A 24,821-nucleotide genomic window follows, 5' to 3' on the forward strand; every position below is an offset into this window, starting at 1 on the left:
TTAGCTGCATACTGTGTAGACTTAGCATTAATAAAACAAAATATGTATTAGGTAAACTTCTCCTTATGAGTCAATTGTTATTTTCAGCCCATTCATCTGTGCTTGATTTGATGGCGCGAACCCGTTTGGAATCTAGTCAATGTCGTGCTGATTTGAGCGCTTTTGATATTGACAAAATCATGTCTGATATTAAATGTCAGCCATGTAATGAAAAAGTCTTTATTGGCCAAAAAAGAGCCAAGCGGGCACTAGAATTTGGCTTAGGAATTGATGCGCCAGGTTATAATATATTTGTAATGGGAGAGCATGCTTCAGGCCGCACTACACTAGTGAAAACCTATATCGAACATGATGGGAAAAGTGCTTCTATACCCAGTGATTGGGTATATGTTAATAATATGTCAGATGAACGCTCACCCGTCGCGATAGCATTTCCAGCAGGCGCGTCACGTACGTTTGAAAAAGATATGCAGGATTTGGTCAATAACCTATTAGATACATTTCCAGCTGCGTTTGATAATCCTGGCTATCAGCGCAAAGAGCTTGCCTTAAAAAAAGAATACGAAGCGTTATATGAGGGAGCTTTAGAAGCGGTTGAACACATTGCCCGAGGATATGATATTGCGCTGTTTGAAGACGATGGGAAAGTCGCATTCTTACCTATTGTGGATAATAAACCTGTCGAGGACGAACAATTCCATGCGTTACCAGAACATGTCCAAGCAGAGTTTTTGTTACACATTAAAGAATGTGAACAAGAACTAGAAGAGGGCTTGTTTGAGTTACCTACATGGAAGCGAAGTCAATCGGAAAAATTGCGGCAACTTAAGCGTGACACCGCCGAACACAGTATTAAACCGTTATTAAAAGCACTTGAACATACTTATGCTAATAATCTTCCGGTATTGAAATATCTCAAGTCTATCAAGGATCATATTATTGACTCGGTTTTATGGCTTGATGATTTGGATGAAAAAGAAGAAAAGTATGATGTTACCGAAGCTAAGGAGATGTTACAAAGTCATTACTTACCTAATATTTTAGTTCAGCATGATGTAAGTAGTCGTGCGCCAGTTATATATGAGTCGCATCCAACCTATCAAAACGTGTTTGGTCGCATTGAGTATTCTACTGCGCAGGGCAGTATCATGACTGATTACAGTATGATATTTAGTGGTGCATTACATCAAGCAAATGGCGGATATTTATTATTAGATGCTGACAAAATGGTCGATCAACTGCATGTGTGGGAATCATTAAAGCGTGCTTTGAAACAACAACAATTACGCGTTGATTTACCTCAGCAAGACGCAGGCATGGTTAATTCTATGACGTTATCACCGGCACCGATTCCGCTTAATGTTAAAGTGATATTGTTAGGGTCTAGAGAACTATTTTATACGCTTCAAGATTATGATCCTGAGTTTGAACAATTATTTGGTGTGCTCGTCGATTTTGATTATGAGTTACCGCTTAACCGCAGTAATGTACAAGATTTTATTGTGTGTATTTTACAACATTTGCAAGGCCATGGTTTCAATGACATTGAACCTGATGCAGTGAGTTATCTGTTAGAGTATTCATTACGTTTAAGTGAACATCAAAATAAACTTAGCGCCAAGTTTTCCGCTGTTATCGATATGATTAATCAAGCGGTATTTTTTGCGAAACAAGCGCATGCGACAGTATTTACTGCTGCACATTTGCACACCGCAAAAATGGAACACCATCAACGTGTATCTCGGGTGGCAACCACACTACTAGAAGATATCAAAGAAGAACAAATTCTCATTCAAACTCAAGGAACTGCCACAGGTACAGTGAATGGGCTAACTGTGCTGGATGCCGGTGGCACTGCTTTTGGTATGCCATCTAGAATCACTGCCACTGTCTATGTGGGGGCGAGTGGCGTGATTGATATTGAGCGAGAAGTTGAACTAGGCCAATCCATCCATTCAAAAGGTGTGATGTTGCTGACGGGCTATTTGGGACAAAAATATGCTCAACATTTTCCTTTAACACTATCGGCCAATATTGCTCTTGAACAATCTTATGGCTATATCGATGGAGATAGTGCTTCATTAGGAGAATTAATCGCCTTAATTTCAGCGTTAACTGATATTCCGTGTTTGCAGTCTCTGGCCATCACCGGCTCAATTAATCAGTACGGTGAAGTCCAGTCTGTTGGTGGGATAAATGAAAAAATTGAAGGTTTTTTTGATTTATGCAGACACCGGGGTTTGCATTCAGAACAAGGGGTGATTATTCCTTTTTCTAACCAGCATCATTTGATGTTACGTAATGATATCGTTGATGCAGTAAAACAAGGTAAGTTTTCTATATTTGCGGTGAAGACGGTGGATGAGGCATTGAGTTTGTTGATGCAACGTGAAGCTGGGCAATATAACCTTAAGGGTCGTTATCCTAAAGGTTCAGTGAACTATATAGCCTTAAATCAACTGTATAATATTTCAAATATCATCAATGGTAGCGATGAGGAATAGAGTAGTTGGTTTTCATTATCACATAAAAATAAGTGACAGGGTGATAGCGCTAAGCAGCACCCTGTATCTCAAGATTTATGCTTTTGGAATTTGAATCTTCTTTTCTTCAGATGGTTTGAAAATGACCAAAATATGACCGATATTTTGTACCTTAACCGCACCTGTTTCACGTACAATCGCATCCATAATAAGTTGCTTTTCTTCTCTGTCGTCACTGGGGATTTTGACTTTAATTAGTTCATGATGCGCCAATGCACTTTCAATTTCTGCCAGCACACCTTCAGTAAAGCCATTACCACCAAGTTGTACAACAGGTTTGAGTGGATGTGCTAAGCCTTTTAGGTATTGTTTTTGTTTATTGGATAATTTCATTAATTAATATCTTTAGTGTCATTCGGGTCTTGAAAAAATATATTCTACCTCTATCTATCTTGTAAGACCAATAAAGATCGGTCAGATTATCGTGATATAGTCGACGATGACATATTATGTCTATCAATAATAGTAGACTCAGATCGATTTTTTACACTCTGAAATTTCTTATTCATTACAATTGAACATTATTGTGATTTACTGCGTAGAAATTGAAAGGCTGTAATAGTCTCATGCATATTTTAATAGCGGTGTTTAGATTGGAAACACAGTAAGTGATAAATTAGTGGTTCTTTGTACTTATTCTCGGTAGTAAGAAGGCACTTTTTATAGTAATCTAAAATCTATTAAGATATCTCAATATCAGGCAAAACAAGAGGTTAATGGCGTTGAGTGATATGGCAAAAAATTTAATCCTATGGTTAGTTATCGCAGTAGTGCTGATGGCTGTCTTCGAAAGCTTCTCACCTGGAGAAAGCTCGCGTCCACAGACTGATTACACTACATTTTTGAAAGAAGCCAATCAGGGCATGATACGCGAAGTCAAAATTGATAGTGCCAAAAATGAAATTCGAGGAGTTAAACGCTCGGGTGAAAATTTTGTGACATATATTCCTTATTTTGACGACCAACTTGTGTCTGATTTAGTGAAACAAGACGTTCGCGTGTTGGGTGAACCGCCTGCTGAACAGTCAATGTTAGCCAGTATTTTCATTTCATGGTTCCCAATGTTATTGCTTATTGGTGTATGGATATTCTTCATGCGTCAAATGCAAGGTGGGGGCGGTAAGGGGGCGATGTCATTTGGTAAATCTAAAGCACGTTTACTAGGTGAAGATCAAATCAAAACGACCTTTGCTGATGTGGCTGGTTGTGATGAAGCAAAAGAAGACGTATCTGAATTAGTTGATTTTTTACGTGACCCATCTAAATTCCAAAAGTTAGGCGGTAAAATTCCTAAAGGTGTGTTAATGGTTGGTCCTCCGGGAACGGGTAAAACCTTATTAGCTAAGGCTATTGCTGGTGAAGCAAAAGTACCTTTCTTTACCATATCAGGGTCTGATTTTGTTGAAATGTTTGTCGGTGTTGGTGCATCTCGGGTTCGAGATATGTTTGAACAGGCTAAAAAGAGCGCACCATGCATTATCTTCATTGATGAAATTGATGCTGTGGGTCGTCAACGTGGAGCTGGCCTTGGTGGCGGTCACGATGAACGTGAACAAACGTTAAATCAAATGTTAGTAGAGATGGATGGTTTTGAAGGTCATGAAGGCATCATTGTAATTGCCGCGACTAACCGTCCAGATGTATTAGATCCTGCATTGCTTCGTCCTGGACGTTTTGATCGTCAAGTGGTTGTTGGGTTACCTGATATTCGTGGTCGTGAACATATATTAAAAGTTCATATGCGTAAGGTGCCAATAGCTGATAATGTCGAGCCGGCAGTGATAGCCCGTGGTACGCCAGGTTTCTCGGGTGCTGATCTAGCTAACTTAGTCAATGAAGCTGCGTTATTTGCTGCTCGTTCAAACAAGCGCGTTGTCGCAATGGAAGAGTTTGAAAAAGCAAAAGATAAAATCATGATGGGCTCAGAACGTAAGTCAATGGTCATGACAGAAGAAGAGAAAGCCATGACGGCTTATCATGAGGCTGGACATGCTATTGTAGGGCGTTTAGTTCCAGAACACGATCCGGTATATAAAGTATCTATTATTCCTCGTGGACGTGCATTAGGTGTGACGATGTATTTACCAGAACAAGACCGAGTAAGTCATTCTAAGCAACACTTAGAAAGTATGATTTCAAGTCTTTATGGTGGTCGTTTAGCCGAGAAAATTATTTATGGTGATGAAAAAGTCACCACTGGTGCATCTAACGATATCGAACGGGCAACGGATATTGCGCGTAAGATGGTAACGCAGTGGGGGCTATCTGAGAAGATGGGGCCGCAATTGTTTGCTGAAGAAGAAGGTGAAGTTTTCTTAGGACGTAGTTCATCTAAATCATCAAGTATGTCTGATGAAACCGCTCGTGCCATTGATGCTGAAATTAAAGATTTAATTGACCGTAATTATGCTCGTGCGGAAAAAATGTTAAATGACAACATTGATATATTGCACACGATGAAAGATGCATTGATGAAATATGAAACCATTGACGCTAAACAAATCGATGATTTAATGGAGCGCCGCGACGTTCGCCCACCGAGTGATTGGGAACAACGTAAATCTTCTGACGATGATAAGTCAGGTGGTATGTCTGCCAAAGGTGAAGATAAAAACTCACCGAATTTGGATGGTGCCAGTGATTTAACTCAGTAATTAAATGGGTAATAGGTAAAAAATAAAACGTCGGTAATTTACCGGCGTTTTTTGTTTTTAACGCCTTTTTGGCATATAATTATGACTCGGTTATGGAGAGCAGACGATGCAATTTGGAAATAAACAGTGCTATTTTGATACACCTCAAATAATGGGGGTACTTAATGTGACTCCAGATAGCTTTTCTGATGGTGGTCAGCATAATTCTATTGATGATGCTGTAGCACAAGCACAACTCATGGTCGATAATGGTGCTGTATTTATTGATGTGGGGGGCGAATCAACTAAGCCTGGCGCAGTTGCAGTGGGTGAACAAACCGAATTAGATAGAGTGGTTCCTGTCATTGAAAAAATAGCAGCAAATATAGATTGTATTATATCGATAGATACTTCTAAAGCGACTGTAATGCAAGCAGCGGTTCATGCAGGTGCTCGTTTAATTAACGATGTGTGTGCTTTACAGCAACCTGATGCATTAAGTACTGCTGCTAAATTACAAGTCCCAGTATCTTTAATGCATATGCAAGGTGAGCCCCGTACAATGCAAGAGACGCCAGAATATGGAAGTGTAGTGGGCGAGGTCTATGAATTTTTAGAAGCCCGGATTAATGCTTGCTTAGGTGCAGGAATAAAGCATGAACACATCATTGTAGATCCGGGTTTTGGGTTTGGTAAAACATTAGAACATAATTATCAGTTATTAAAGCATTTCGATAAATTTCAATATTTAAAAGTCCCTACCTTAGCGGGTATGTCACGTAAATCAATGGTTGGTAACTTGCTTAATCGCAGTGTGGATGACCGTTTAGCCGGGAGTCTAGCATGTGCATTATTAGCATGCAGCAAGGGCGCCAGCATTTTACGTGTTCATGATGTGAAAGAAACGGCCGATATTATAAAAGTATTCAACAAAATGAACAGTACTCTATAACGTATTTCGTTGTAGATTTAAGGAAATAGTATTTATATGAGCGAACGTAAGTATTTTGGTACCGATGGGATCCGCGGAAAAGTAGGTAGTTCAGTCATCAACCCTGAATTTGTCACTAAGTTAGGTTGGGCTGCAGGGAAAGTGTTAGCGGGTAAAGGCACTAATAAAGTATTAATCGGTAAAGACACACGTATATCAGGTTATATGTTGGAATCTGCGCTTGAATCTGGCCTAGCTGCTGCAGGTTTAAATGTGGGTTTATTAGGTCCTATGCCAACCCCAGCTATCGCGTATTTAACAAAGACCTTTCGTTCAGAGGCGGGTATCGTGATTAGCGCTTCGCATAATCCTTATTATGATAATGGGATTAAGTTTTTTTCTGCTAATGGTTATAAATTAGATGATGAAGTAGAAGCAGCAATAGAAGCGATGATGGATGAGCCAATGACATGTGTGGATTCAAGTGCGTTAGGTAAAGCGATGCGTATTGATGATGCTGCGGGCCGTTATATTGAATTTTGCAAAGGTTCTTTTCCAAGTGACTTATCATTGACTGGACTTAAAATCGTCGTCGATTGTGCTCATGGTGCGACTTATCATATCGCCCCAAGTGTACTAAGTGAATTAGGTGCAGAGGTGATTGAAATTGGGACCAAACCTAATGGTACGAATATTAATCATAAAGTAGGTGCTACTTCAATGCGAGCCTGTGTCGAGGCAGTGAAAGAACATCAAGCTGATTTAGGCTTTGCTCTTGACGGTGATGGCGATCGTATTATGCTAGTTGACCATGAAGGTAATGTGGTTGATGGCGATCAAATTATCTTTATTATCGCGCGTGATGCCCTTAAGAGTGGTCGGTTATCTGGAGGAGTAGTAGGGACGCAGATGAGTAATTTAGGCTTAGAAGTGGCCCTTGATAATTTAGGTATCCCATTTGCGCGTTCAAAAGTGGGCGACCGATATGTTATGGAATTATTGAAAGAAAAGAACTGGTCCATTGGTGGAGAAAACTCTGGGCATGTGCTGAATTTGGGGACGATATCTACAGGTGATGGTATTGTCGCTGGCTTACAAGTGCTAACAGCGATGTTACGTTCTGAAAAGTCATTAAAATCATTATTATCAGGCATGACTAAATTTCCTCAAAAACTTATCAATGTCCGCTATGAACCGTCAGAAACAGATTATTGTTTAGATCCAGATGTATTAGCGTCTGTTGCAGAAGCAGAAACCGCTTTAGGTGATACTGGACGTGTATTGCTACGTAAAAGCGGGACTGAACCGCTAATCCGAGTGATGGTTGAAGCGCAAAGTGCCGAAGATGCAGATAAATGGTCAGCGCACATTGCACAAGTTGTCACCAAAAAAGCAGTTGAGTAATTATCCATGCCCTTATTTATGTGTAAGGGCTGATTTTACTTGTATATTTACGGTAGGTTGGGTAATATCGCCGACCTGAAATTCATTGCTAAATGAAAAAGGGATTTATTCAGATGTCTCGTACAAAAATAGTTGCTGGAAATTGGAAACTAAATGGTAATAAGGCATTAGTAAGTGCATTCAATAATGCGTTTACTGTCGCTAAATTAGATAACGTTTCAGTGATGATTTTCCCTCCAGCTTTGTACGTGAATGAGTTTGATTGTGAACAGCTTATCATCGGTGTACAGAACGTATCGGAGCAACAATCAGGTGCATTTACCGGTGAATTATCAACGTTAATGCTTAACGATATTGATATTAGCCACACGCTGATTGGACACTCTGAACGTCGTGATTTATATCATGAAAATAATGATATTATTGCGGCAAAAGTGGTTACCGCTCTTGCAGCGAATATCACCCCAATACTTTGTATTGGAGAATCATTAGATATTCGCACAGCAGGGAAAGTGAACGAATTTATCCAGGCACAGCTTGACAGTGTTATTGATGCAGTGGGTATGACTGGGTTAAGTAAGTGTATTTTAGCTTATGAACCTATCTGGGCAATAGGTACCGGAGTGACAGCAACACCAGCACAAGCGCAGGAAGTACATGCTTTCATTCGGGATTACTTAGGTAGTATTGACGCCTCTGTTGCCCAATCGTTATCGATTTTATATGGTGGCAGTGTTAATGCTAAGACTGCACCTGATTTATTTGCTCAACCTGATATAGACGGTGGTCTAGTGGGCGGAGCAAGCTTAAAAGAAGAAGAATTTTTAACTATTTGCCAAGCGGCAAATCAAAGAGGCTAACATGTTACAAGAAGTATTGATCGTTGCATATCTTATCGTTGCATTATTGTTGATTGGCTTAGTGTTGATCCAACAAGGTAAAGGTGCTGATATGGGAGCATCACTTGGTGGTGGCGGTTCAAATACAGTATTTGGTTCGAGTGGTTCAGGTAATTTCTTATCCCGTTCTACTGCAATACTCGCTACTTTATTTTTCTTAATTAGTTTATTATTAGGAAACTTAACAGCTTCTTCAGAAAAGGCTGTAGATGAATGGCAAAATTTAGAAGTGCCAGTTGTTGACGCGCCGGTAGTTGATTTGCCAGCCTCTGATGTCCCAGTTGCTACTGCGACAACAATATCAGATGCTTCTACAGTTAATGACGTCCCTGTTTCGAATGAAAACAAAGAAACAGACGGTAATCCAAACTAAAATTTAGTTAACAATATTTCGCGGAAGTGGTGGAATTGGTAGACACGCCATCTTGAGGGGGTGGTGAGCATAGCTCGTGCGGGTTCAAGTCCCGCTTTCCGCACCATATAAAAAAGACAGCTTTAGTAGCTGTCTTTTTTTTTGCATCTGTTTTAATCTAACATGTCATTAATTATGTGTTTCATTCTCTGATTTATTAGGACTTTTCTTTAAATATTTTTTTAAGATTAAGTCGCGTTCTTTTATGCGGTGATTTTTATCATAGTAGTACACTCCCAATAGGCTCATAGCTAAAATTAAAGTGATAGTAACTATCATAATATTTATTTACTCCAGAAAATAAGTTAATCAACATGTAAAGTTTATTCACAAAAACACTCATTTTTAATTAAGTTATTTTCGCTTATGTATCAATGCTTTAAGCAACAAATTCGATATCTTCGACATCTGTATTTCGGCTTGCTATAACTGCTTGTAGATCAAAGTTATCCATCAATAACAGTAAGTCTGCAATTCGTGAGCGTAATTCTATGCAATGTTTTTCAGAATAGGATTGTTTTTTGACTACACAACGAGTTTCATATCGATAAATTTTATTTAGCAATTTTTCTAAATTGTGCTCGTTTATTGCTGTGAGTTCAGGAAGTGCAACTTCACTTTTAATTAAGTTGTGAAAATATTGAACTTCAGCTGTAACTGTATTGATTCTAGACATAAGACTTCATTACCTTTTTACGAATGTATAGTTTAAGTAATAAAGATACAGCAAACTCTAGGCCAACTTTTTAATCTATTGTTTTTTATAGTTTTTTTGATTTATTTGTAGGGGATGTTTATAGAAGTGTAAATATTTTAGACACAAAAATATGATGATGTGTAGATTGTCGATGTCATTTAGTGATTATTGATAGTGTGTTGTAGGTAATTAATACGTCTTGTAATAATCATATACTCACTTTTATTTTTCTGTTGACGCCTAAGAATTTGTTGTAATTCTGGTACAGAATAGTCTTGAATCGTATCAAGATAATATTGTTTAGCACGATTATCACGTGTGCGTTTGATGACAGAATATATATACGAGACACTGATAATCAAAATAAGTGCTAGCCAGCCATATAATCCACTAATTTTATTAAGAAGGCTTACCCCCAAAATAATTGATGATACCGCTGTGACGGAATACAAAAATACGTACTCATACCATGCTGGTTGAACACGGAAGTCATTAATTTTATTTAGTTTCATTAGTGTATAGCCATTCAAAAAACATGTAACCCTTTAAATTATAATCCTCATTTATAAAAAGCCTATGGCACTTTAGTATTGTTCAGAGCCTAAAGTTACCCGTTTACTTACTTCGAAAGTATGATTTTGATTATTCAGCTTGCTTCATAATACTTTAATGGCATTTTGCATAAGAACAATTTATAATATGCACCGCATTTAAAAGCGTATGAAATAATTGAAATCAAAGGATAAATAGTGACTCCTATTACTCAAAACTTCCAGTATGGTCAGCATACTGTGACATTAGAAACGGGCGTAGTTGCTCGTCAAGCCACTGCTGCTGTTATGGCAAGCATGGATGATACATCTGTATTAGTAACGGTTGTTGGAAAAAAAGAAGCGAAAGCAGATCAAGATTTTTTCCCTCTAACGGTTAACTACCAAGAAAAAGCTTATGCTGCGGGTAAAATCCCAGGTGGTTTTTTTAAACGTGAAGGCCGTCCTTCAGAAGGCGAAACATTAACGGCTCGTCTTATTGACCGCCCAATTCGTCCATTATTTCCAGAAAGCTTTAAAAACGAAGTACAAATCGTTATTACAGTTGTTTCTGCGAACCCAGAAATTCCAACGGATATCATTTCTTTAATCGGTACCTCAGCAGCATTAGCTATCTCTGGTATTCCATTTAATGGTCCAATCGGAGCTGCGCGTGTTGGTTACACTAACGGCGAGTACATCTTAAATACACGTCATTCAGAGCAAGCAGAAAGCCAACTAGACTTAGTTGTTGCAGGAACTGAATCAGCCGTATTAATGGTTGAGTCAGAAGCTGATATCTTATCTGAAGAAGTCATGCTAGGTGCTGTTGTTTTCGGTCATGAACAATCACAAGCTGTGGTTAATAATGTGCGTGAGTTTGCTGCTAAGGTTAACACTCCGATGTGGGACTGGACACCAGAAGCTGAAAACACAGAATTAAAAACTAAAGTGGCTGAGCTTGCGAAAGCCGGTATGACCGAAGCGTATCAAATTTCTGATAAATTAGCGCGTAAAGACGCTGTTGTTGCAGTGACTTCAGCAGCATCTGCAGCAATTTTAGCGGAAAATCCTGATCAAGATCCTAAAGAAGTGTCTGAATTATTACACGATTTAGAGTCTGATGTTGTTCGTTCACGCATCTTAGCCGGTGAGCCGCGTATTGATGGTCGTGATCCAGCGATGATCCGTGCATTAGACGTAGCAACGGGTGTACTTCCTCGTACTCACGGTTCTTCTGTTTTCACCCGTGGTGAAACGCAAGCATTGGTTGCTGCTACACTAGGAACGGAACGTGATGCACAAATGATTGATGAGTTAGGCGGAACGTCTACTTCTCGTTTTATGTTGCATTATAACTTCCCTCCATACTGTGTGGGTGAAACTGGTTTCATCGGTTCTCCGAAGCGTCGTGAAATTGGTCATGGTCGTCTTGCTAAACGCGGTATCCAAGCCGTTATGCCAAGCGAGACTGATTTCCCATACGTAGTTCGTGTTGTGTCAGAAATCACAGAATCAAACGGTTCTTCTTCAATGGCGTCTGTTTGTGGTACTTCTCTAGCGTTAATGGATGCTGGTGTACCAATCAAAGCTTCTGTTGCTGGTATTGCAATGGGTCTTGTTAAATCTGATGAAAACTTCGTTGTATTATCAGATATCCTTGGTGATGAAGATCACTTAGGTGATATGGACTTTAAAGTAGCGGGTACTACTAACGGTATTACTGCTTTGCAGATGGATATCAAAATTGAAGGTATTACTCAAGAAATCATGCAGATCGCGCTTAAGCAAGCGAAAGAAGCACGTTTACACATTCTAGGTGTCATGGATCAAGCGATCGGTGGACACCGTGATGAGTTATCTGAATTTGCGCCACGTATCTACACATTGAAGATTGACCAAGAGAAAATCCGTGATGTTATCGGTAAAGGTGGTGCGATGATCCGTGCTATTACTGAAGCATCGGACACTAATATCGAAATCGAAGACGACGGAACTATTAAAATCTTTGCAACGGAAAAAGCGAAAGCAACCATTGCTATTGAGAAGATTGAACAAGTTACGGCTGAAATCGAAGTCGGTAAAGTATATACCGGTAAAGTCTCACGTATCGCAGATTTTGGTGCGTTTGTTGAAGTATTACCTGGCAAAGATGGCCTGGTACATATCTCTCAAATCGCGCATGAGCGTGTTGCTAAAGTGACTGATTATTTATCAGAAGGTCAAGAAGTACAAGTGAAGGTCATGGAAATTGATCGTCAAAACCGTGTACGCTTGAGTATGAAAGAATTGATTGAAAAGCCAGCGGCTGAATCAGACGCTGAATAAGTACTGATTGATTTTCAATAGTTTTAAAGGAGCCGATAAGGCTCCTTTTTTATGCCTGTAATAAAATTCAGATTGTTGTTTAACACCGTTTCATGATAATTTTATCTGCTCACCTGTCTGTTTAATCCACAAGGATATCTCCTGTGCCTGTGTCACGTTTATTAAGTTTATTGGTATGCATTTCATTATTTAGTTGTCAGTCTATTCCTGAACATGAAAATAGCGTTGATCACTCTAATACAACACATGCTATGTCTAATCTCATTATCCCTGAGTCAGCTCGCACATCAATCTTAGCTCAACAAGCTTTGGCTAAATTTAATGTGGTGATGATGAGTACAGAATTAGCAGAAGCAGAGCGAGCTCAATTTTTGTTTCGTCGTGGACTATTGTTCGATAGCGTAGGATTAGATGGACTGGCATTTTATGATTTTCAACAAGCACTTCGTTTTGATCCTACTTTATATGAAGCTTATAACTCTCTTGGCATACATCATACGGTTCGAGGGGAGTTTATTGAAGCATATGATGCTTTTGATGCAGTAGTAGAAATGGCACCAGAATATGAGTTCGCATACTTGAATCGAGCAATGGCACTATACTATGCAAAGCGGTATGAGTTGTCTCTTCCTGATATTGAAACATATTATCATCATGACACTCAGGATACTTATCGTCTATTATGGGCGTATATTATTGCTTCTAAAATAGATAAAAATCGTGCAATGATAGATTTACAACAGCGTCGTGAATTAATGATTAATGATCAATGGGCGAATAAGATTGTTGATTTTTACTTAGGTAATATTTCACAAAAATCACTGCTTGATTCAGTAGTGGAGGGTGTTGAGAGTCGGAATCAACTCAATAAGCGACTCTGCGAGGTATATTTTTATTTAGGTAAATATTATCGTGAGTTAGGGCAGAATAGGGTCGCGACTAACTTCTTTAAGTTAGCATTAAGCACGAATGTATTTGAATTTGTTGAACATCGTTTTGCTCGTGTGGAAATTTCAGCAATTCGAGATGCTAATACTCAATAATCGATATGCACATGACGAGATCATTAATGTTAGTCTTGTTATGTATGAATTTATGGGGGAAAAATCCTCATGCGGCCGTTATTAGTCAACCGCTCATACATACATCTAACCAAAACTTCATTCTCAAGCCTTTTGAGAAGTGTCTTGATCATGTGGCATTAGAAGCCGAGACGTTTAATAGCTACTTTTATTTATGGGATATTTATACGCAGTTTTTATTTGATAAAACTAAAACCTTCTTACCCATTTGTTTGTTGCAACCAAATAATAAAAAGTCACTTGAGCAAGGTATATCGCCTTCTCAATGGGTAACCGTTGATCATCGTAACACCGCTTATGTTTCTGCCGCTCGTATGTACCTAGGTTTTGATGATACTTATGAGGTGTTTATCCATGAACTGGCCCATTTTGCCGGTTTTTTAGATGAATATCCTATGCGCGTCGCAGCAGCTAAGTATCAATGTCAAATTAAACGGTATGCGCCAAATGTGATTTTCGAAAGTCAGCTATTAGGACAATCTAACCATCCGTATCAGCAGCTATTTCAAATTCAGTTACTCAGCACTTCAGGTACGCTGAGGAAAGATATCGAAGCATTTATATTTCCTGGCTGCCAGTATTTAGCTTCAACACCGAGACAATATCTATTGCATCCAAACCAATTTAATTTTTTACGGTTTTTTGATGTCGCGATGATCCCTTATTGGTATCAATATTTATGGCAGCAACAAGTGTTAACAGGCCGAACAGCAAAGCTATCTACTAAGATTTATATTCATTGACCCACATTGCTGTTGCGCCACAAATAGCCACAGGCATCACAATAAAATTCACAATTGGGATCAAGGCAAAGATACTGGTGATAATGCCAAAACTAAAGCTTAACGAGCGACGTTCACTTAAGCGTTGACGCATTTGGTGAAATGGGATTTTATGATTATCAAAGGGATAATCTGCATATTGCACTGTCATCATCCAGCCATTAAATAAAAACCATAATATTTGACCAAAGATAGGTAATATAAAAAACAATATTAAAAATCCGATAGCACGAGGGATATAATATAGTAATTTAGTCATTTCCCGACCTAGTGTACGAGGCAGGTCTTTAATAATATCGCCAAGTCCACTTGAATCTATTGCCTGTCCAGTTAAGTGTTGTTCTACTTTTTCAGCTAATAATCCATTAAAAGGAGCGGCAATCCAGTTAGCTAACGTGCCAAATATCAACGCGAAAATTAGTAAAACACTGATCACGGCAATGGGCCACAACACGTAAATTAACCCTTCTTTTAACCAGCCTAACCAATCAGGAATAAAACTCAGTACCGTCTGAATACCTATAGCGATTTCACCAAATAAAAAATAAAAGGCGCTCGCAAATAACACTAAATTAATCATCAAGGGAACAAACACGAAGCGTTTTAAGCCTTTGACGGTAATTAGGGAAAATCCTTGCATAAAGTAACTTACACCAGAAGGAGAAGATGATTCGGCGATCATGAAATAAACCTAGTAATCAATAATGTATTTATTATAAGTCAGTTAAATGAATTAGTCTTTGATGTAATTGTTACTAAGTTTTGCGTCAGTATGACTCCCCTTAATTAAGAGAAAGATGAAATACATATAATTAATGGTGTGTCATATGTAGTCATTGCACGAAAACGGCATTATTGTTAAATTAAACAATCAACCTTAACGGTAAATTTCGTATACTTTTTATGCGTCTTAAACAATTCAAATGAGCCAATTTAAGCCTTATTTGGCTGTTTTAAAATTCGCTATATTCGAATACCACTTTGCGCGATTATGTTTGTTAGATAAAGTGGATGACAGGCTGGTTGGCAAAACGTTAGACGTTTTTATAAATGAATCAGTGAAAGGTCTAAAACCGTACAAATTATACATAATTGCACAATAAAATTGCGATGGAGATGGCGTGTCATTTAACTGATGTTACAATATCTCCACTCTGGGGATCGAGAATGGTCGCCGTCAATATCGAAGAAGCAGTTGCCATAACACTGGCATAAAGGATTTTTGGATGGACTTACAACTTACGTTAATCATACTCGGCTCAATTGCGATTGTTGCTTTATTAGTACATGGCCTGTGGGTCAGTCGTAAAAGCAATACTCCACAAGCCCATTGGAGCAAGGATGAGATTGACTATGATGCGCCCAATATTGGTATAGATAGCGAAGATGTCGAAGGATTAGATGATCCTTTAGCTGAAAATATCGATTTACCCGATCCGTTTAACGACATTGATCAATTTGATGAATATGGTGTAGGTAAAGTCAGTACTATTTCATCGAAAAAAACTGAACCTGTTGAAGCGGTAGATGGTGGTTTACCTGTTGTTAATTCTAGTGAGCCTTCTGCTTCATCAATATCTGATTTAGATGATATTCCGCGATTTGATGAAAATACGCCTGTAGCACCAGACAAACCAGAACCTGAAATAGATGATCATGTCGTATATGCTTCGGTCGTAACCAATCCAAAACCGCATACAAAACCCGTCGTGCAAGTAGATATTTCAAATAATGATATTCCTGAACCACCAAAGCATTTTTTACAAGATAATGAGTCTGAAGTAACTAACGCTAATACTCCTCAAGATACTGTTAATGCGCCAGAGTTGAGCGAAACGGCATTAGCTGATACACCCGTTTCTGATGAAACTAATAACACTATAGAAGAAGTGCCTATTTATACTGCGCCGACTGTCGAACCAAAGCTTAGCGAAACACCAGAGAAGTTGGAGCCTCAAAAAAAACCATCATTGACAGAGCAAGCTAAAAATTTAGTCATACGTAAAAATCGCCGTTCAAGTATCAGGAATGAACCTAAAATCAATGATGACCAAATGCGCATTGATTTTGATACGGTAGATCCTGTGCTTAATGAAACAAAAGCGACGGCAAAAGCCCAACAAGAGCCAACTCATGATATCGCTCCTGAGTTTTTATCTTTGAACATTCGAGCAGCGAGAGAATATCCTATTGCGGGTGCGAGCTTACTAGCATCCATGCTTACACTAGGTTTTAAATTTGGTGAATCAGACATTTTTCATCGCCATGTTAACTCTAATGGGAAAGGGCCTGTCTTATTTAGTATTGCTAATATGTTTAAACCAGGAGTGTTTGACGTACACAATATGGAGTCACAACAATTCCATGGATTAACTTTGTTTATGGCACTTCCGATTGATGGTGATGCTCATCAAGTCTTCAACATGATGCATAATGCTGCTCGTAAATTAGCGGATGAATTTGGCGCAGAAGTATTGGATGAGTATCGCAGTGCATTGACCCAACAAGGTTTACAACATTATGTAGAGCGTATCCGTGAATTTGAACGTCGCCGTTTACTTGGCCAACCAAAAGCGTGAGTCAAATGACACCTCAACAGCAACAAATTATTTCAAGCTTAACATTACCGATATCCGTCAATTCTGTGATGGATTTGTTGGAAGAAGCTCAACCAACTTCATGGACAGATGAGCAACTTATTGCGGTTTTAGAGGCAACTAATGCGTGTTATCGTGCCGGTTTCCCTCTAGTAGAAGACGCATTTTACGATCATCATTTACTCTCCGCATTACAAGCTCGCGAGCCTGATCATCCATTTTTACTTAAAGTTGAACCAGAAATAGTTTCGGGTAAAACAATCACTCTACCTCAAAAAATGTTATCTACGGATAAAGCTTACTCAATAACAGAGATTGAAAAGTGGGTCACTCGGATCAAAAAAGCTGCTGATGAGTTAAGTATTCCCCATAGTGACGTCAATATCCGAATTACGCCTAAACTTGATGGCTATGCCGCTTACGATGACGGAAACACCCTCTACACTCGTGGGGATGGTGTGCGAGGTCAAGATATCACGCGTGCATTCACACGTGGTTTAGCTGTCGCTAATCAAGGAGAAAGGGGCTTAGGTCCTGGTGAAATAGTTATCTCCAAACAGTACTTTGATACATTTTTGTCAGACCAATTTGAAAATTCTCGTAATATTCAAGCCGCAATCATTGCAGAAAAAAAGATTGAGCCCTCAGTCGTTAAAGCGATTCAAGATGAAGCATGTGTGTTTTATCCGTTTGCATTATTACCTAACTGGACAGGATTAATCGATGTCTTAGCTGAGGATGTCGAAGCGAGAATTGAACCGATTTGGCAAGCGGTAGATTATGATATTGATGGGGTTATATTAGAAACTACGCATCCGGATATTAAAGCCCACCTGGGAGCTACACGCCATCATCATCGCTGGCAAATTGCCTTTAAAGTGAATGATGAATCAGCTGAGGTAGAAGTACTTAGTGTGACCCCTCAGACATCTAGAACAGGTCGAGTATCGCCGGTTGCGGAACTGGTACCCACTAAACTCAGTGGAGCTACCATTAGTCGAGCAACGGTACATCATTATAATATGGTGCAATCCAACGGTGTAGGTCCTGGCGCTATAGTGCAACTGGTACGCAGCGGTTTAGTTATTCCAAAAATTGAAAAAGTAATTACAGCAGTTACTCCACAATTACCTGATGCGTGTCCAAGTTGTCATTCTCATCTTATCTGGGAGGCAGACCATTTAATTTGTCCGAATAAGAATGATTGCCCTGCTCAACGAGAAAATACACTTGTGCATTTCTTTAAAACACTTGGCAATAACGATGGTTTTGGACCAAAAGTAGTAGAAAAATTGTGTCAAAACGGTGTAAAACATATTCATGATATTTACGCGCTTGGACCAGTTGATTTAATGGCTTGGGGTTTTGGTGAAAAAACGGCACTTAATTTAGTGGAACAACTTAATGTCAGTCGTTCAGTCGCTATCGAAGACTGGCGTTTCCTTGCTGCTTTCGGGATCACACGATTAGGAGGTGGCAATGGAGAAAAGCTACTTCAACATCATACGCTTTCAGAGTTATTTGATTTAACTGTTGACGCTATGGTCGAAATTGATGGATTTGCGCAACTCAGTGCAGAAGCGATTGTAGAAGGACTTGCTAACGTCAAAACTGAGTTTTTCAAAGTGTATGAACTTGGGTTTAACTTGATTGTCACACCAAAATTATCAGAAAGTGATTTAGCTGACACGGTGCTATTTGGTAAACAAGTGGTGTTCACAGGTTCAATGACGTCAGGCTCTCGCAGTGATATGGAAAAACATGCTAAAACACTTGGTGCGAAAGTGGGTAAGTCTGTAAGTGGTAATACAACCTACTTGATTACGGGTGATAAAGTGGGAGCAAATAAGATCAATGCTGCTAGAGATAAAGGCGTCACTGTACTGACTGAACTAGAGTATTTAGCGATGATAGGTTAACCTAACCATCGCTAATAGTTTATTTAGAATGTCGTTCTCGGCGTTTAACACGTCTTTGTTGCCAAGTTTTGACCACGGAACGGCGCCATAATAGGTTCATACTTAAATAGCCTAAGCCACCAAATACCACTGAACAAATCAAACAGCCTACAATAAATGCGGGTCCAATTGTATTGACACTCTCTACTAGCCAATCCCACGAAAGTTGAAATTCAAATTGACCTTCTTCAGTACCTAAAGCAATCGTTCCAACTTTATATGCGCCATAAAAAATAGGGGGCATGGTGATGGGATTAGTCAACCATACCGTGGCTACAGATAAGGGTAAATTAACACGTAATGGAATAGCGGCAAATGCAGCCAGCCACATTTGAAAAGGGACTGGCCAAAAAGCAAAAAATAACCCCACGCCAAATCCACCGGCGGCAGAATGCCGATTCAAATGCCATAAATTAGGATCTTGAAACATACTTCCGAACAGTTTCAGGAATTTTTGCTCCCTGATAGTCTTATGGTCTGGCAGAAATTTATTAATAAACTTTTTAGGCATGATAAATAAACAGTTAAGTTCCTATTTAAAGTATTGGATTAATATATTTCATCCAACGACGTTATCCGGTTTTGCATTATGCATGGTGTCGTTCTCCTGGTGGCCAAAGTTACCAGAGGGATATTCGATTATATGGGTCACTTCTATTGTAATAATTACTCTGTCAATTTTGCCCCGTTACCTAAACGATAATCGTTCGAAAACAGTGCGTCTGATGGGATATTTTACAATAGGTGTAATTGTAGCATGGCTCTATTGTAATTGGATAGGACATCAGTATATACAAAAAACTAACAGTGTCGATTTTCACAGGCCGATAAAAGTAATAGGTGAAGTAGCTAGCTTGCATCATGATGATATTGAGCACGTGAATAAAATTGTTGTGAAACTACTGGTTCGTCAAGTCGACCATAAACCAGTCATTCCTTTTAAGATAAGACTCAATTGGTACTATCCTAACGTGCCTGTATATCAGGGGCAAGATTGGCAATTTTTAGTAAAACTCAAGCCTGCCAGAGGGTTAGCAAACGAAGCCGGGTTTGATTATCATCGTTATCTGATCGGGCAAGGTATATCAGCGACAGGATACATTAAAGCTAATGAGAAGCCGGTGCTACTTAACGATGATATCTCTATGCTACAAAGAATATTAATTGCTATAAATACTGGCAAATTTAATCATCAACCTTGGATTAATGCCTTAATATTAGGTTATAAACATGATTTAACCAAAAGCGATAAAGTACTGATTCGACATACGGGAACGGCTCATTTGTTCGTGATCTCTGGTTTGCATATAGGCATAGTGGCTGGCTGGATTTATTATATATTTCATACGGTTGCTAAGCTGGGTAAGTTAGTTAATCGACAAGCCTTTTCTGATCAATATGTATTATTAGCCACATTAATTGGGACATGGGGTTATTGCTATTTATTGGGATTTACTATTCCGATGTTACGTGCTTTCATTGTGTTGCTGTTATGTCTATATATCCACTATAAACAGCTCAACATATCTATGTGGCATAAATATCTATTATGCCTTTGTGGTGTGTTAGTTAGCTTCCCTCTAAGTAGTTTCAATACCGGATTTTGGCTAAGCTTTCTAGCCGTAAGTGCGATCAGTATTATTGTCCATTGTCTGTCGAAATCAGTACGCAGTTTGTGGGATAAGGTGATGGCATTCATTATGATACAGATTGCATTAACTATACTGTTATTCCCTATTAATATCGTCGTTTTTGGTCAGATTTTTCCTTGGAGTATATTGGCAAATTTATGGGCAATTCCAATCGTGACACTGTTCTTAGTGCCTGTAGGTATGATGCTATTGTGTGTGTATTTAATAAAAATACAATACGATATTAGCTCATTCGATTCAATAATAAATGGTGGAATGTGGCTGCTTAATATGGGGTTTAACGGGCTAATATCTGGCTTACACATGATGACTCAATTCCCAATACTATCAACCGTGTTCGCGCCTGTGAACATTTCTCTAGATCCCGTTTGGTGTGTTGCTTTACTGATGGGCATAGTGGTCTTTTTCGTCTTTTATAAACAATGGCGATTATGGGGGTGGTGCCTATTATTAATACCCGCAGGAATGTCGGTTTGGGAATATCATTTCAACGTTAACAATCAACATGATCCAACACCTAACATTACGTTTACGGTATTTGATGTTGGGCAAGGTAGTAGTGCACTATTATTAGTGAATGATTCGGCCTATGTGTTTGATGTGGGCAATGATTTTGGCGAGAGTTTCAATATGGTTAATAGTGTTTTATTAGCCTATGTAAATGCTCAACCTCATATCAATATCAAGGCCCTTTATATCAGTCATTTTGATAAAGATCATGCTGGAGGTATACCCAGGTTTATCACGTATTTTCCGCTAACGCCTATATATTCGACACATGAAGGGTGTAGGCAAGGACAATCTCATCTTTGGCCCAACGATGTAAAAGTCGATGTACTATGGCCACCTCACACATTAGTTTCTGAAACATCGTCATCCAATAATATGTCATGTGTAGTGAGAGTCAGCTTACCTAATGGACAGCATATATTAGTTACCGGAGATATCGAGAAAAGTACAGAGTTAACACTGGCCAAATATCATGACCAAGGAGATATCAATTTGCATTCAGAAATTCTGATCGTCCCTCATCATGGAAGTAAAACATCTTCAACGACAGCCTTTATTGAACGAGTTCAACCTGAATATGCACTTGTCTCTGTGGGTTTTATGAATCGTTATGATCTTCCTAATGATGTTGTTATGAAGCGTTATCATGATGCCAACATAACGGTATTATCTACTGAAGAAGTTGGTCAAATTACGTTATCGTGGATGCAACGCTCGCATTCATCAATGATGCATATCTCAACTGTGCGTGGCTCTGAATTTGACCCATGGTATCGTCAACGTTGGTATGGAGTTAATTGATAATTACTTAACTATCCCCACATTTATTTGGGTAACCTTTTAAATACAGGTACAATACTATGATAAAGCAGCATAAGTAGGATATTTACGTTTGAGCATGACATTGCCTAAAAGAAGGGAACCATCAATATTTAAACGATTTTTAGGTTATTTAACCGCGTTTAAACTGTATTTTGGTATCGCAATCGTCGGTATGATTGGTTATTCCGCTATCGATGCATTTGTTATTGCCCAACTCCAACCATTAATCGATGAGTCTTTAGGTCAGGGAAATTTTGAATTTTTACGTATTGCTGCATATTTGATTATTCCGTTATTTGTATTACGTGGCGTTTTTAACTTCATGGGTACTTATACGTTAGATTGGATCTCTGGCAAAGTAGTGATGAATATGCGTCAAGCATTGTTTGCTCACTACATTAACCTGCCTGTCAGTTTTCATGATCAACACTCCACTGGACAATTGATTTCAAAATTAACATTTGATACAGAGCAAGTTGCTCAAGCCGCAGGGAAAGCGTTGTTAACCCTTGTGCGTGAAGGGGCATTAGTCATTGGGTTATTGATTGTCATGTTTTATTATTCTTGGCAATTATCCGCTATATTCTTAATTATTGCGCCACTCGTTGCAGTGGTGGTATCGGTTGTGAGTAAACGGTTTCGTAAAGTTTCGAAACGTATTCAAGATGCTATGGGTAACTTGACTACTGCCGTTGAGCAAGTGGTTAAAGGGCATAAAGTTGTTTTAATGTTTGGTGGAGCAGAAAGTGAGTCGACTCGTTTTGCTAAAAAAAATAACGAAAATCGCCAACAAACACTTAAACTCAGTGTAGCAAGGATCCTCAGCGTATCATCCATTCAGATTATTGCCTCCATCGCACTTGCTGTTGTGTTATTTATTGCGAGTGTGCCAGGCTTAGTTGAAAATTTAACTGCAGGGGTCTTTACCCAAGTCGTAGTTTGTATGACGATGCTGTTAAAACCATTAAAACAAATTACCACCGTCAATAGCCATTTCCAACGTGGTATGGCGGCTTGTAAAAGTATCTTTAAGGTGCTTGATGAAACCCTTGAGCCAAATAGTTCAACGCATACATTATCACGAGTCAGTGGTGCGTTATCGTTTGAAAATGTTAATTTTGCTTATCCAAATAAGAAAACAAATGCTCTGACAAATGTCAGCTTCGACGTAGCGGCAGGAGAGACCATTGCATTAGTTGGACGCTCAGGTTCAGGTAAATCTACGATATCAAGCTTACTGACTCGTTTTTATCAGCCTCAAACAGGTCAAATTTTAATTGATGGACATGATATTAACGATGTTGAATTAACTTCATTACGTAGACAGTTCGCGTTGGTGTCTCAGCATGTCACATTATTTAACGATACGATCGCTAATAATATTGCATATGGTATGCAAGATCAGGTGGCGTTTGAAGCAATTGTTGAGGCCGCAAAAATTGCTCACGTTACTGAGTTTGTAACCGATTTAGATGATGGCTTTCATACTGTTGTTGGTGAAAATGGTTTGATGCTCTCCGGTGGCCAACGTCAACGCATTGCGATTGCTCGAGCGATATTACAAAATGCCCCTATTTTAATTCTGGATGAAGCCACTTCTGCTCTAGATACAGAGTCTGAGCGTCTAATTCAAGATGCATTAATTAAATTACAGCAGCAGTGTACAAGCATTGTCGTCGCGCATCGTTTATCAACGATTGAGTCAGCGGATAAAATTTTGGTCATTGACCAAGGACAAATTGTAGAGCAGGGCAGTCACTCACAATTACTGGAAGAAGGTGGTGTTTATGCACAGCTCCATACCATGCAATTCAGTGAATAAATCATGTGGTAATTTCCATGAATACCATTGAACGTGCATGGAGTAAACAGGCTAAATGGCTTTACCTTTTAGCGCCATTAAGCGCATTATTTTGTTGTTTAAGCACAATCCGTCGTGTTTTATATAACATCAATTTAAAAGCCTCACATAAACTCGACGTACCAGTAATTGTAGTAGGAAATATAAGTGTTGGCGGTAATGGTAAAACACCGACAGTGTTAGCCATTGTTGAGCACTTAATTGCGCAAGGGTATCAACCTGGTATTCTATCTCGAGGGTATGGCGGTGCGTGTAAACGGTTTCCATATCGGGTAAAAACTGATGATGTTGCACAATATGTGGGTGATGAACCATTATTAATGGCCCAAGAAACCAATGTCCCAGTTATTATCGACCCTAATCGCGTTAGAGGTGGACAACAGCTAGCCAAGATTTGCGATGTCATTGTATGTGATGACGGTTTACAACATTATGCATTACAGCGTGATATTGAAATAGTGGTTATGGATGAACGCCGCGTCGGAAATGGGTGGTTATTACCTGTAGGTAATTTACGTGAGTTACCTCAACGGCTTAACGATGTAGACTTTATTATTATTAACTCGGCAACGCTGCAACACCCTAACGAATATTATATGGAGCTTACACCTCAGTCGATCATTCCTTTGCTAAACAGTGAGGATAAACAGTCAGAGCATTTACCTTCAAAGTTTGACTTTATCATGACAGGAATAGGTAACCCTAGACGTTTTGAAGAGACATGTGATCGGTTGAATATTCAATATGCTAATTCCTTATTTTATGATGATCACTTTGCATATTCGCCTGCAGATGTGCCCTCAGGTGTCATTTTAATGACACAGAAAGATGCTGTGAAATGTCGTGCGTTTGCGCTACCATCTTGGTATTACTTACCAGTGAAAGCCTCCTTTTCAGGTGACTTTTTAGTGCAACTATCGGATAAGTTACGACTACTGAGATGACCCTTAACTAAAGAGGTATATAGCAATGGCATTTGATTCATTATTATTATCCGTTCTAGCATGCCCTATATGTAAAGGAAGTCTGGTTTGGCACACGCATCCGGATACTAAAGCGCCAGAATTAGTGTGTAAATTTGACCGCTTAGCGTTCCCCGTGTTGGGTGATGCGCCTATTTTAATAGAGCAAAAAGCAAGAAGTCTCTTACTTGCTGAATACGAACAGGTAAAATAATCTC

20 protein-coding genes and 1 tRNA gene are annotated in these 24,821 nt (G+C 39.0%); 16 read left to right on the forward strand and 5 right to left on the reverse strand.

The features are described from left to right. Window positions 1–65 precede the first annotated feature (65 nt). Window positions 66–2,504, forward strand: coding sequence for a Lon protease family protein (locus G2999_RS07690; RefSeq protein WP_010180384.1), 2,439 nt, complete (start codon window positions 66–68; stop codon window positions 2,502–2,504). Between the two features lie 75 nt (window positions 2,505–2,579). On the opposite strand, the gene yhbY is transcribed toward G2999_RS07690, so the two are convergent. Beyond that, window positions 2,580–2,876, reverse strand: coding sequence for a ribosome assembly RNA-binding protein YhbY (gene yhbY, locus G2999_RS07695; RefSeq protein ID WP_010180386.1), 297 nt, complete (start codon window positions 2,874–2,876; stop codon window positions 2,580–2,582). 389 nt (window positions 2,877–3,265) lie between these two features. Here yhbY and ftsH point away from each other — a divergent pair, with 389 nt between their 5' ends. From ftsH to G2999_RS07725, 6 genes are all read left to right on the forward strand, one after another. Then, window positions 3,266–5,197, forward strand: a complete 1,932-nt coding sequence (gene ftsH / locus G2999_RS07700) for an ATP-dependent zinc metalloprotease FtsH (protein WP_034955624.1) — start codon at window positions 3,266–3,268, stop codon at window positions 5,195–5,197. A 106-nt stretch (window positions 5,198–5,303) separates the two neighbouring features. Then, the gene (gene folP, locus G2999_RS07705) at window positions 5,304–6,128 is read left to right on the forward strand and encodes a dihydropteroate synthase (RefSeq protein ID WP_010180390.1); all 825 of its coding nucleotides are present in this window, start codon (window positions 5,304–5,306) and stop codon (window positions 6,126–6,128) included. A gap of 36 nt (window positions 6,129–6,164) precedes the next feature. Beyond that, a complete protein-coding gene (gene glmM, locus G2999_RS07710; RefSeq protein WP_010180392.1) occupies window positions 6,165–7,511 on the forward strand; it encodes a phosphoglucosamine mutase in 1,347 nt (448 codons plus the stop codon). Between the two features lie 113 nt (window positions 7,512–7,624). Then, window positions 7,625–8,371 (forward strand): triose-phosphate isomerase, encoded by a 747-nt coding sequence (gene tpiA / locus G2999_RS07715; protein ID WP_010180395.1) that lies wholly within the window; start codon window positions 7,625–7,627, stop codon window positions 8,369–8,371. A 1-nt stretch (window position 8,372) separates the two neighbouring features. Continuing rightward, window positions 8,373–8,783, forward strand: a complete 411-nt coding sequence (gene secG, locus G2999_RS07720) for a preprotein translocase subunit SecG (RefSeq protein WP_010180397.1) — start codon at window positions 8,373–8,375, stop codon at window positions 8,781–8,783. Between the two features lie 20 nt (window positions 8,784–8,803). After that, window positions 8,804–8,889, forward strand: a tRNA-Leu gene (locus tag G2999_RS07725). Between the two features lie 312 nt (window positions 8,890–9,201). Here the strand turns inward: G2999_RS07725 and G2999_RS07730 are convergent. After that, a complete protein-coding gene (locus G2999_RS07730; protein ID WP_010180399.1) occupies window positions 9,202–9,498 on the reverse strand; it encodes a hypothetical protein in 297 nt (98 codons plus the stop codon). 179 nt (window positions 9,499–9,677) lie between these two features. After that, a complete protein-coding gene (locus tag G2999_RS07735) occupies window positions 9,678–10,031 on the reverse strand; it encodes a hypothetical protein (protein ID WP_010180401.1) in 354 nt (117 codons plus the stop codon). A 237-nt stretch (window positions 10,032–10,268) separates the two neighbouring features. Between G2999_RS07735 and pnp the strand changes: the two genes are divergently transcribed. From pnp to G2999_RS07750, 3 genes are all read left to right on the forward strand, one after another. Continuing rightward, the gene (pnp, locus tag G2999_RS07740) at window positions 10,269–12,377 is read left to right on the forward strand and encodes a polyribonucleotide nucleotidyltransferase (protein ID WP_010180403.1); all 2,109 of its coding nucleotides are present in this window, start codon (window positions 10,269–10,271) and stop codon (window positions 12,375–12,377) included. A gap of 143 nt (window positions 12,378–12,520) precedes the next feature. After that, window positions 12,521–13,420 (forward strand): lipoprotein NlpI, encoded by a 900-nt coding sequence (gene nlpI / locus G2999_RS07745; protein ID WP_010180405.1) that lies wholly within the window; start codon window positions 12,521–12,523, stop codon window positions 13,418–13,420. A gap of 11 nt (window positions 13,421–13,431) precedes the next feature. Next, window positions 13,432–14,202, forward strand: coding sequence for a hypothetical protein (locus G2999_RS07750; protein ID WP_156780241.1), 771 nt, complete (start codon window positions 13,432–13,434; stop codon window positions 14,200–14,202). Here G2999_RS07750 and cysZ read toward each other — a convergent pair. After that, the gene (cysZ, locus tag G2999_RS07755; protein WP_010180409.1) at window positions 14,183–14,923 is read right to left on the reverse strand and encodes a sulfate transporter CysZ; all 741 of its coding nucleotides are present in this window, start codon (window positions 14,921–14,923) and stop codon (window positions 14,183–14,185) included. The two genes, G2999_RS07750 and cysZ, sit on opposite strands and share 20 nt — an antisense overlap. A gap of 544 nt (window positions 14,924–15,467) precedes the next feature. On the opposite strand from cysZ, the gene zipA reads away from it, so the two are divergent. After that, window positions 15,468–16,820, forward strand: a complete 1,353-nt coding sequence (zipA, locus tag G2999_RS12680; RefSeq protein ID WP_010180410.1) for a cell division protein ZipA — start codon at window positions 15,468–15,470, stop codon at window positions 16,818–16,820. 5 nt (window positions 16,821–16,825) lie between these two features. Then, window positions 16,826–18,757, forward strand: coding sequence for a BRCT domain-containing protein (locus tag G2999_RS07765; protein WP_010180413.1), 1,932 nt, complete (start codon window positions 16,826–16,828; stop codon window positions 18,755–18,757). A 19-nt stretch (window positions 18,758–18,776) separates the two neighbouring features. On the opposite strand, the gene G2999_RS07770 is transcribed toward G2999_RS07765, so the two are convergent. Then, entirely contained in the window at window positions 18,777–19,307 is a 531-nt protein-coding gene (locus G2999_RS07770) for a DUF2062 domain-containing protein (RefSeq protein WP_010180415.1), read from the reverse strand. Between the two features lie 82 nt (window positions 19,308–19,389). Here G2999_RS07770 and G2999_RS07775 point away from each other — a divergent pair, with 82 nt between their 5' ends. From G2999_RS07775 to G2999_RS07790, 4 genes are all read left to right on the forward strand, one after another. After that, on the forward strand, window positions 19,390–21,759 hold the full coding sequence (locus G2999_RS07775) for a DNA internalization-related competence protein ComEC/Rec2 (RefSeq protein WP_232222436.1): 2,370 nt from the start codon (window positions 19,390–19,392) through the stop codon (window positions 21,757–21,759). A gap of 97 nt (window positions 21,760–21,856) precedes the next feature. Next, on the forward strand, window positions 21,857–23,602 hold the full coding sequence (gene msbA / locus G2999_RS07780; protein WP_010180419.1) for a lipid A export permease/ATP-binding protein MsbA: 1,746 nt from the start codon (window positions 21,857–21,859) through the stop codon (window positions 23,600–23,602). Between the two features lie 17 nt (window positions 23,603–23,619). Then, window positions 23,620–24,585 carry a tetraacyldisaccharide 4'-kinase gene (lpxK, locus tag G2999_RS07785; protein ID WP_010180421.1) on the forward strand — a complete coding sequence of 322 codons (966 nt, stop codon included), beginning with the start codon at window positions 23,620–23,622 and terminating at the stop codon, window positions 24,583–24,585. 25 nt (window positions 24,586–24,610) lie between these two features. Beyond that, window positions 24,611–24,817 (forward strand): Trm112 family protein, encoded by a 207-nt coding sequence (locus tag G2999_RS07790; protein WP_010180423.1) that lies wholly within the window; start codon window positions 24,611–24,613, stop codon window positions 24,815–24,817. Window positions 24,818–24,821: the final 4 nt, after the last annotated feature.

It is taken from the genome of Glaciecola sp. HTCC2999, assembly GCF_000155775.1.
GTDB lineage: Bacteria > Pseudomonadota > Gammaproteobacteria > Enterobacterales > Alteromonadaceae > Opacimonas.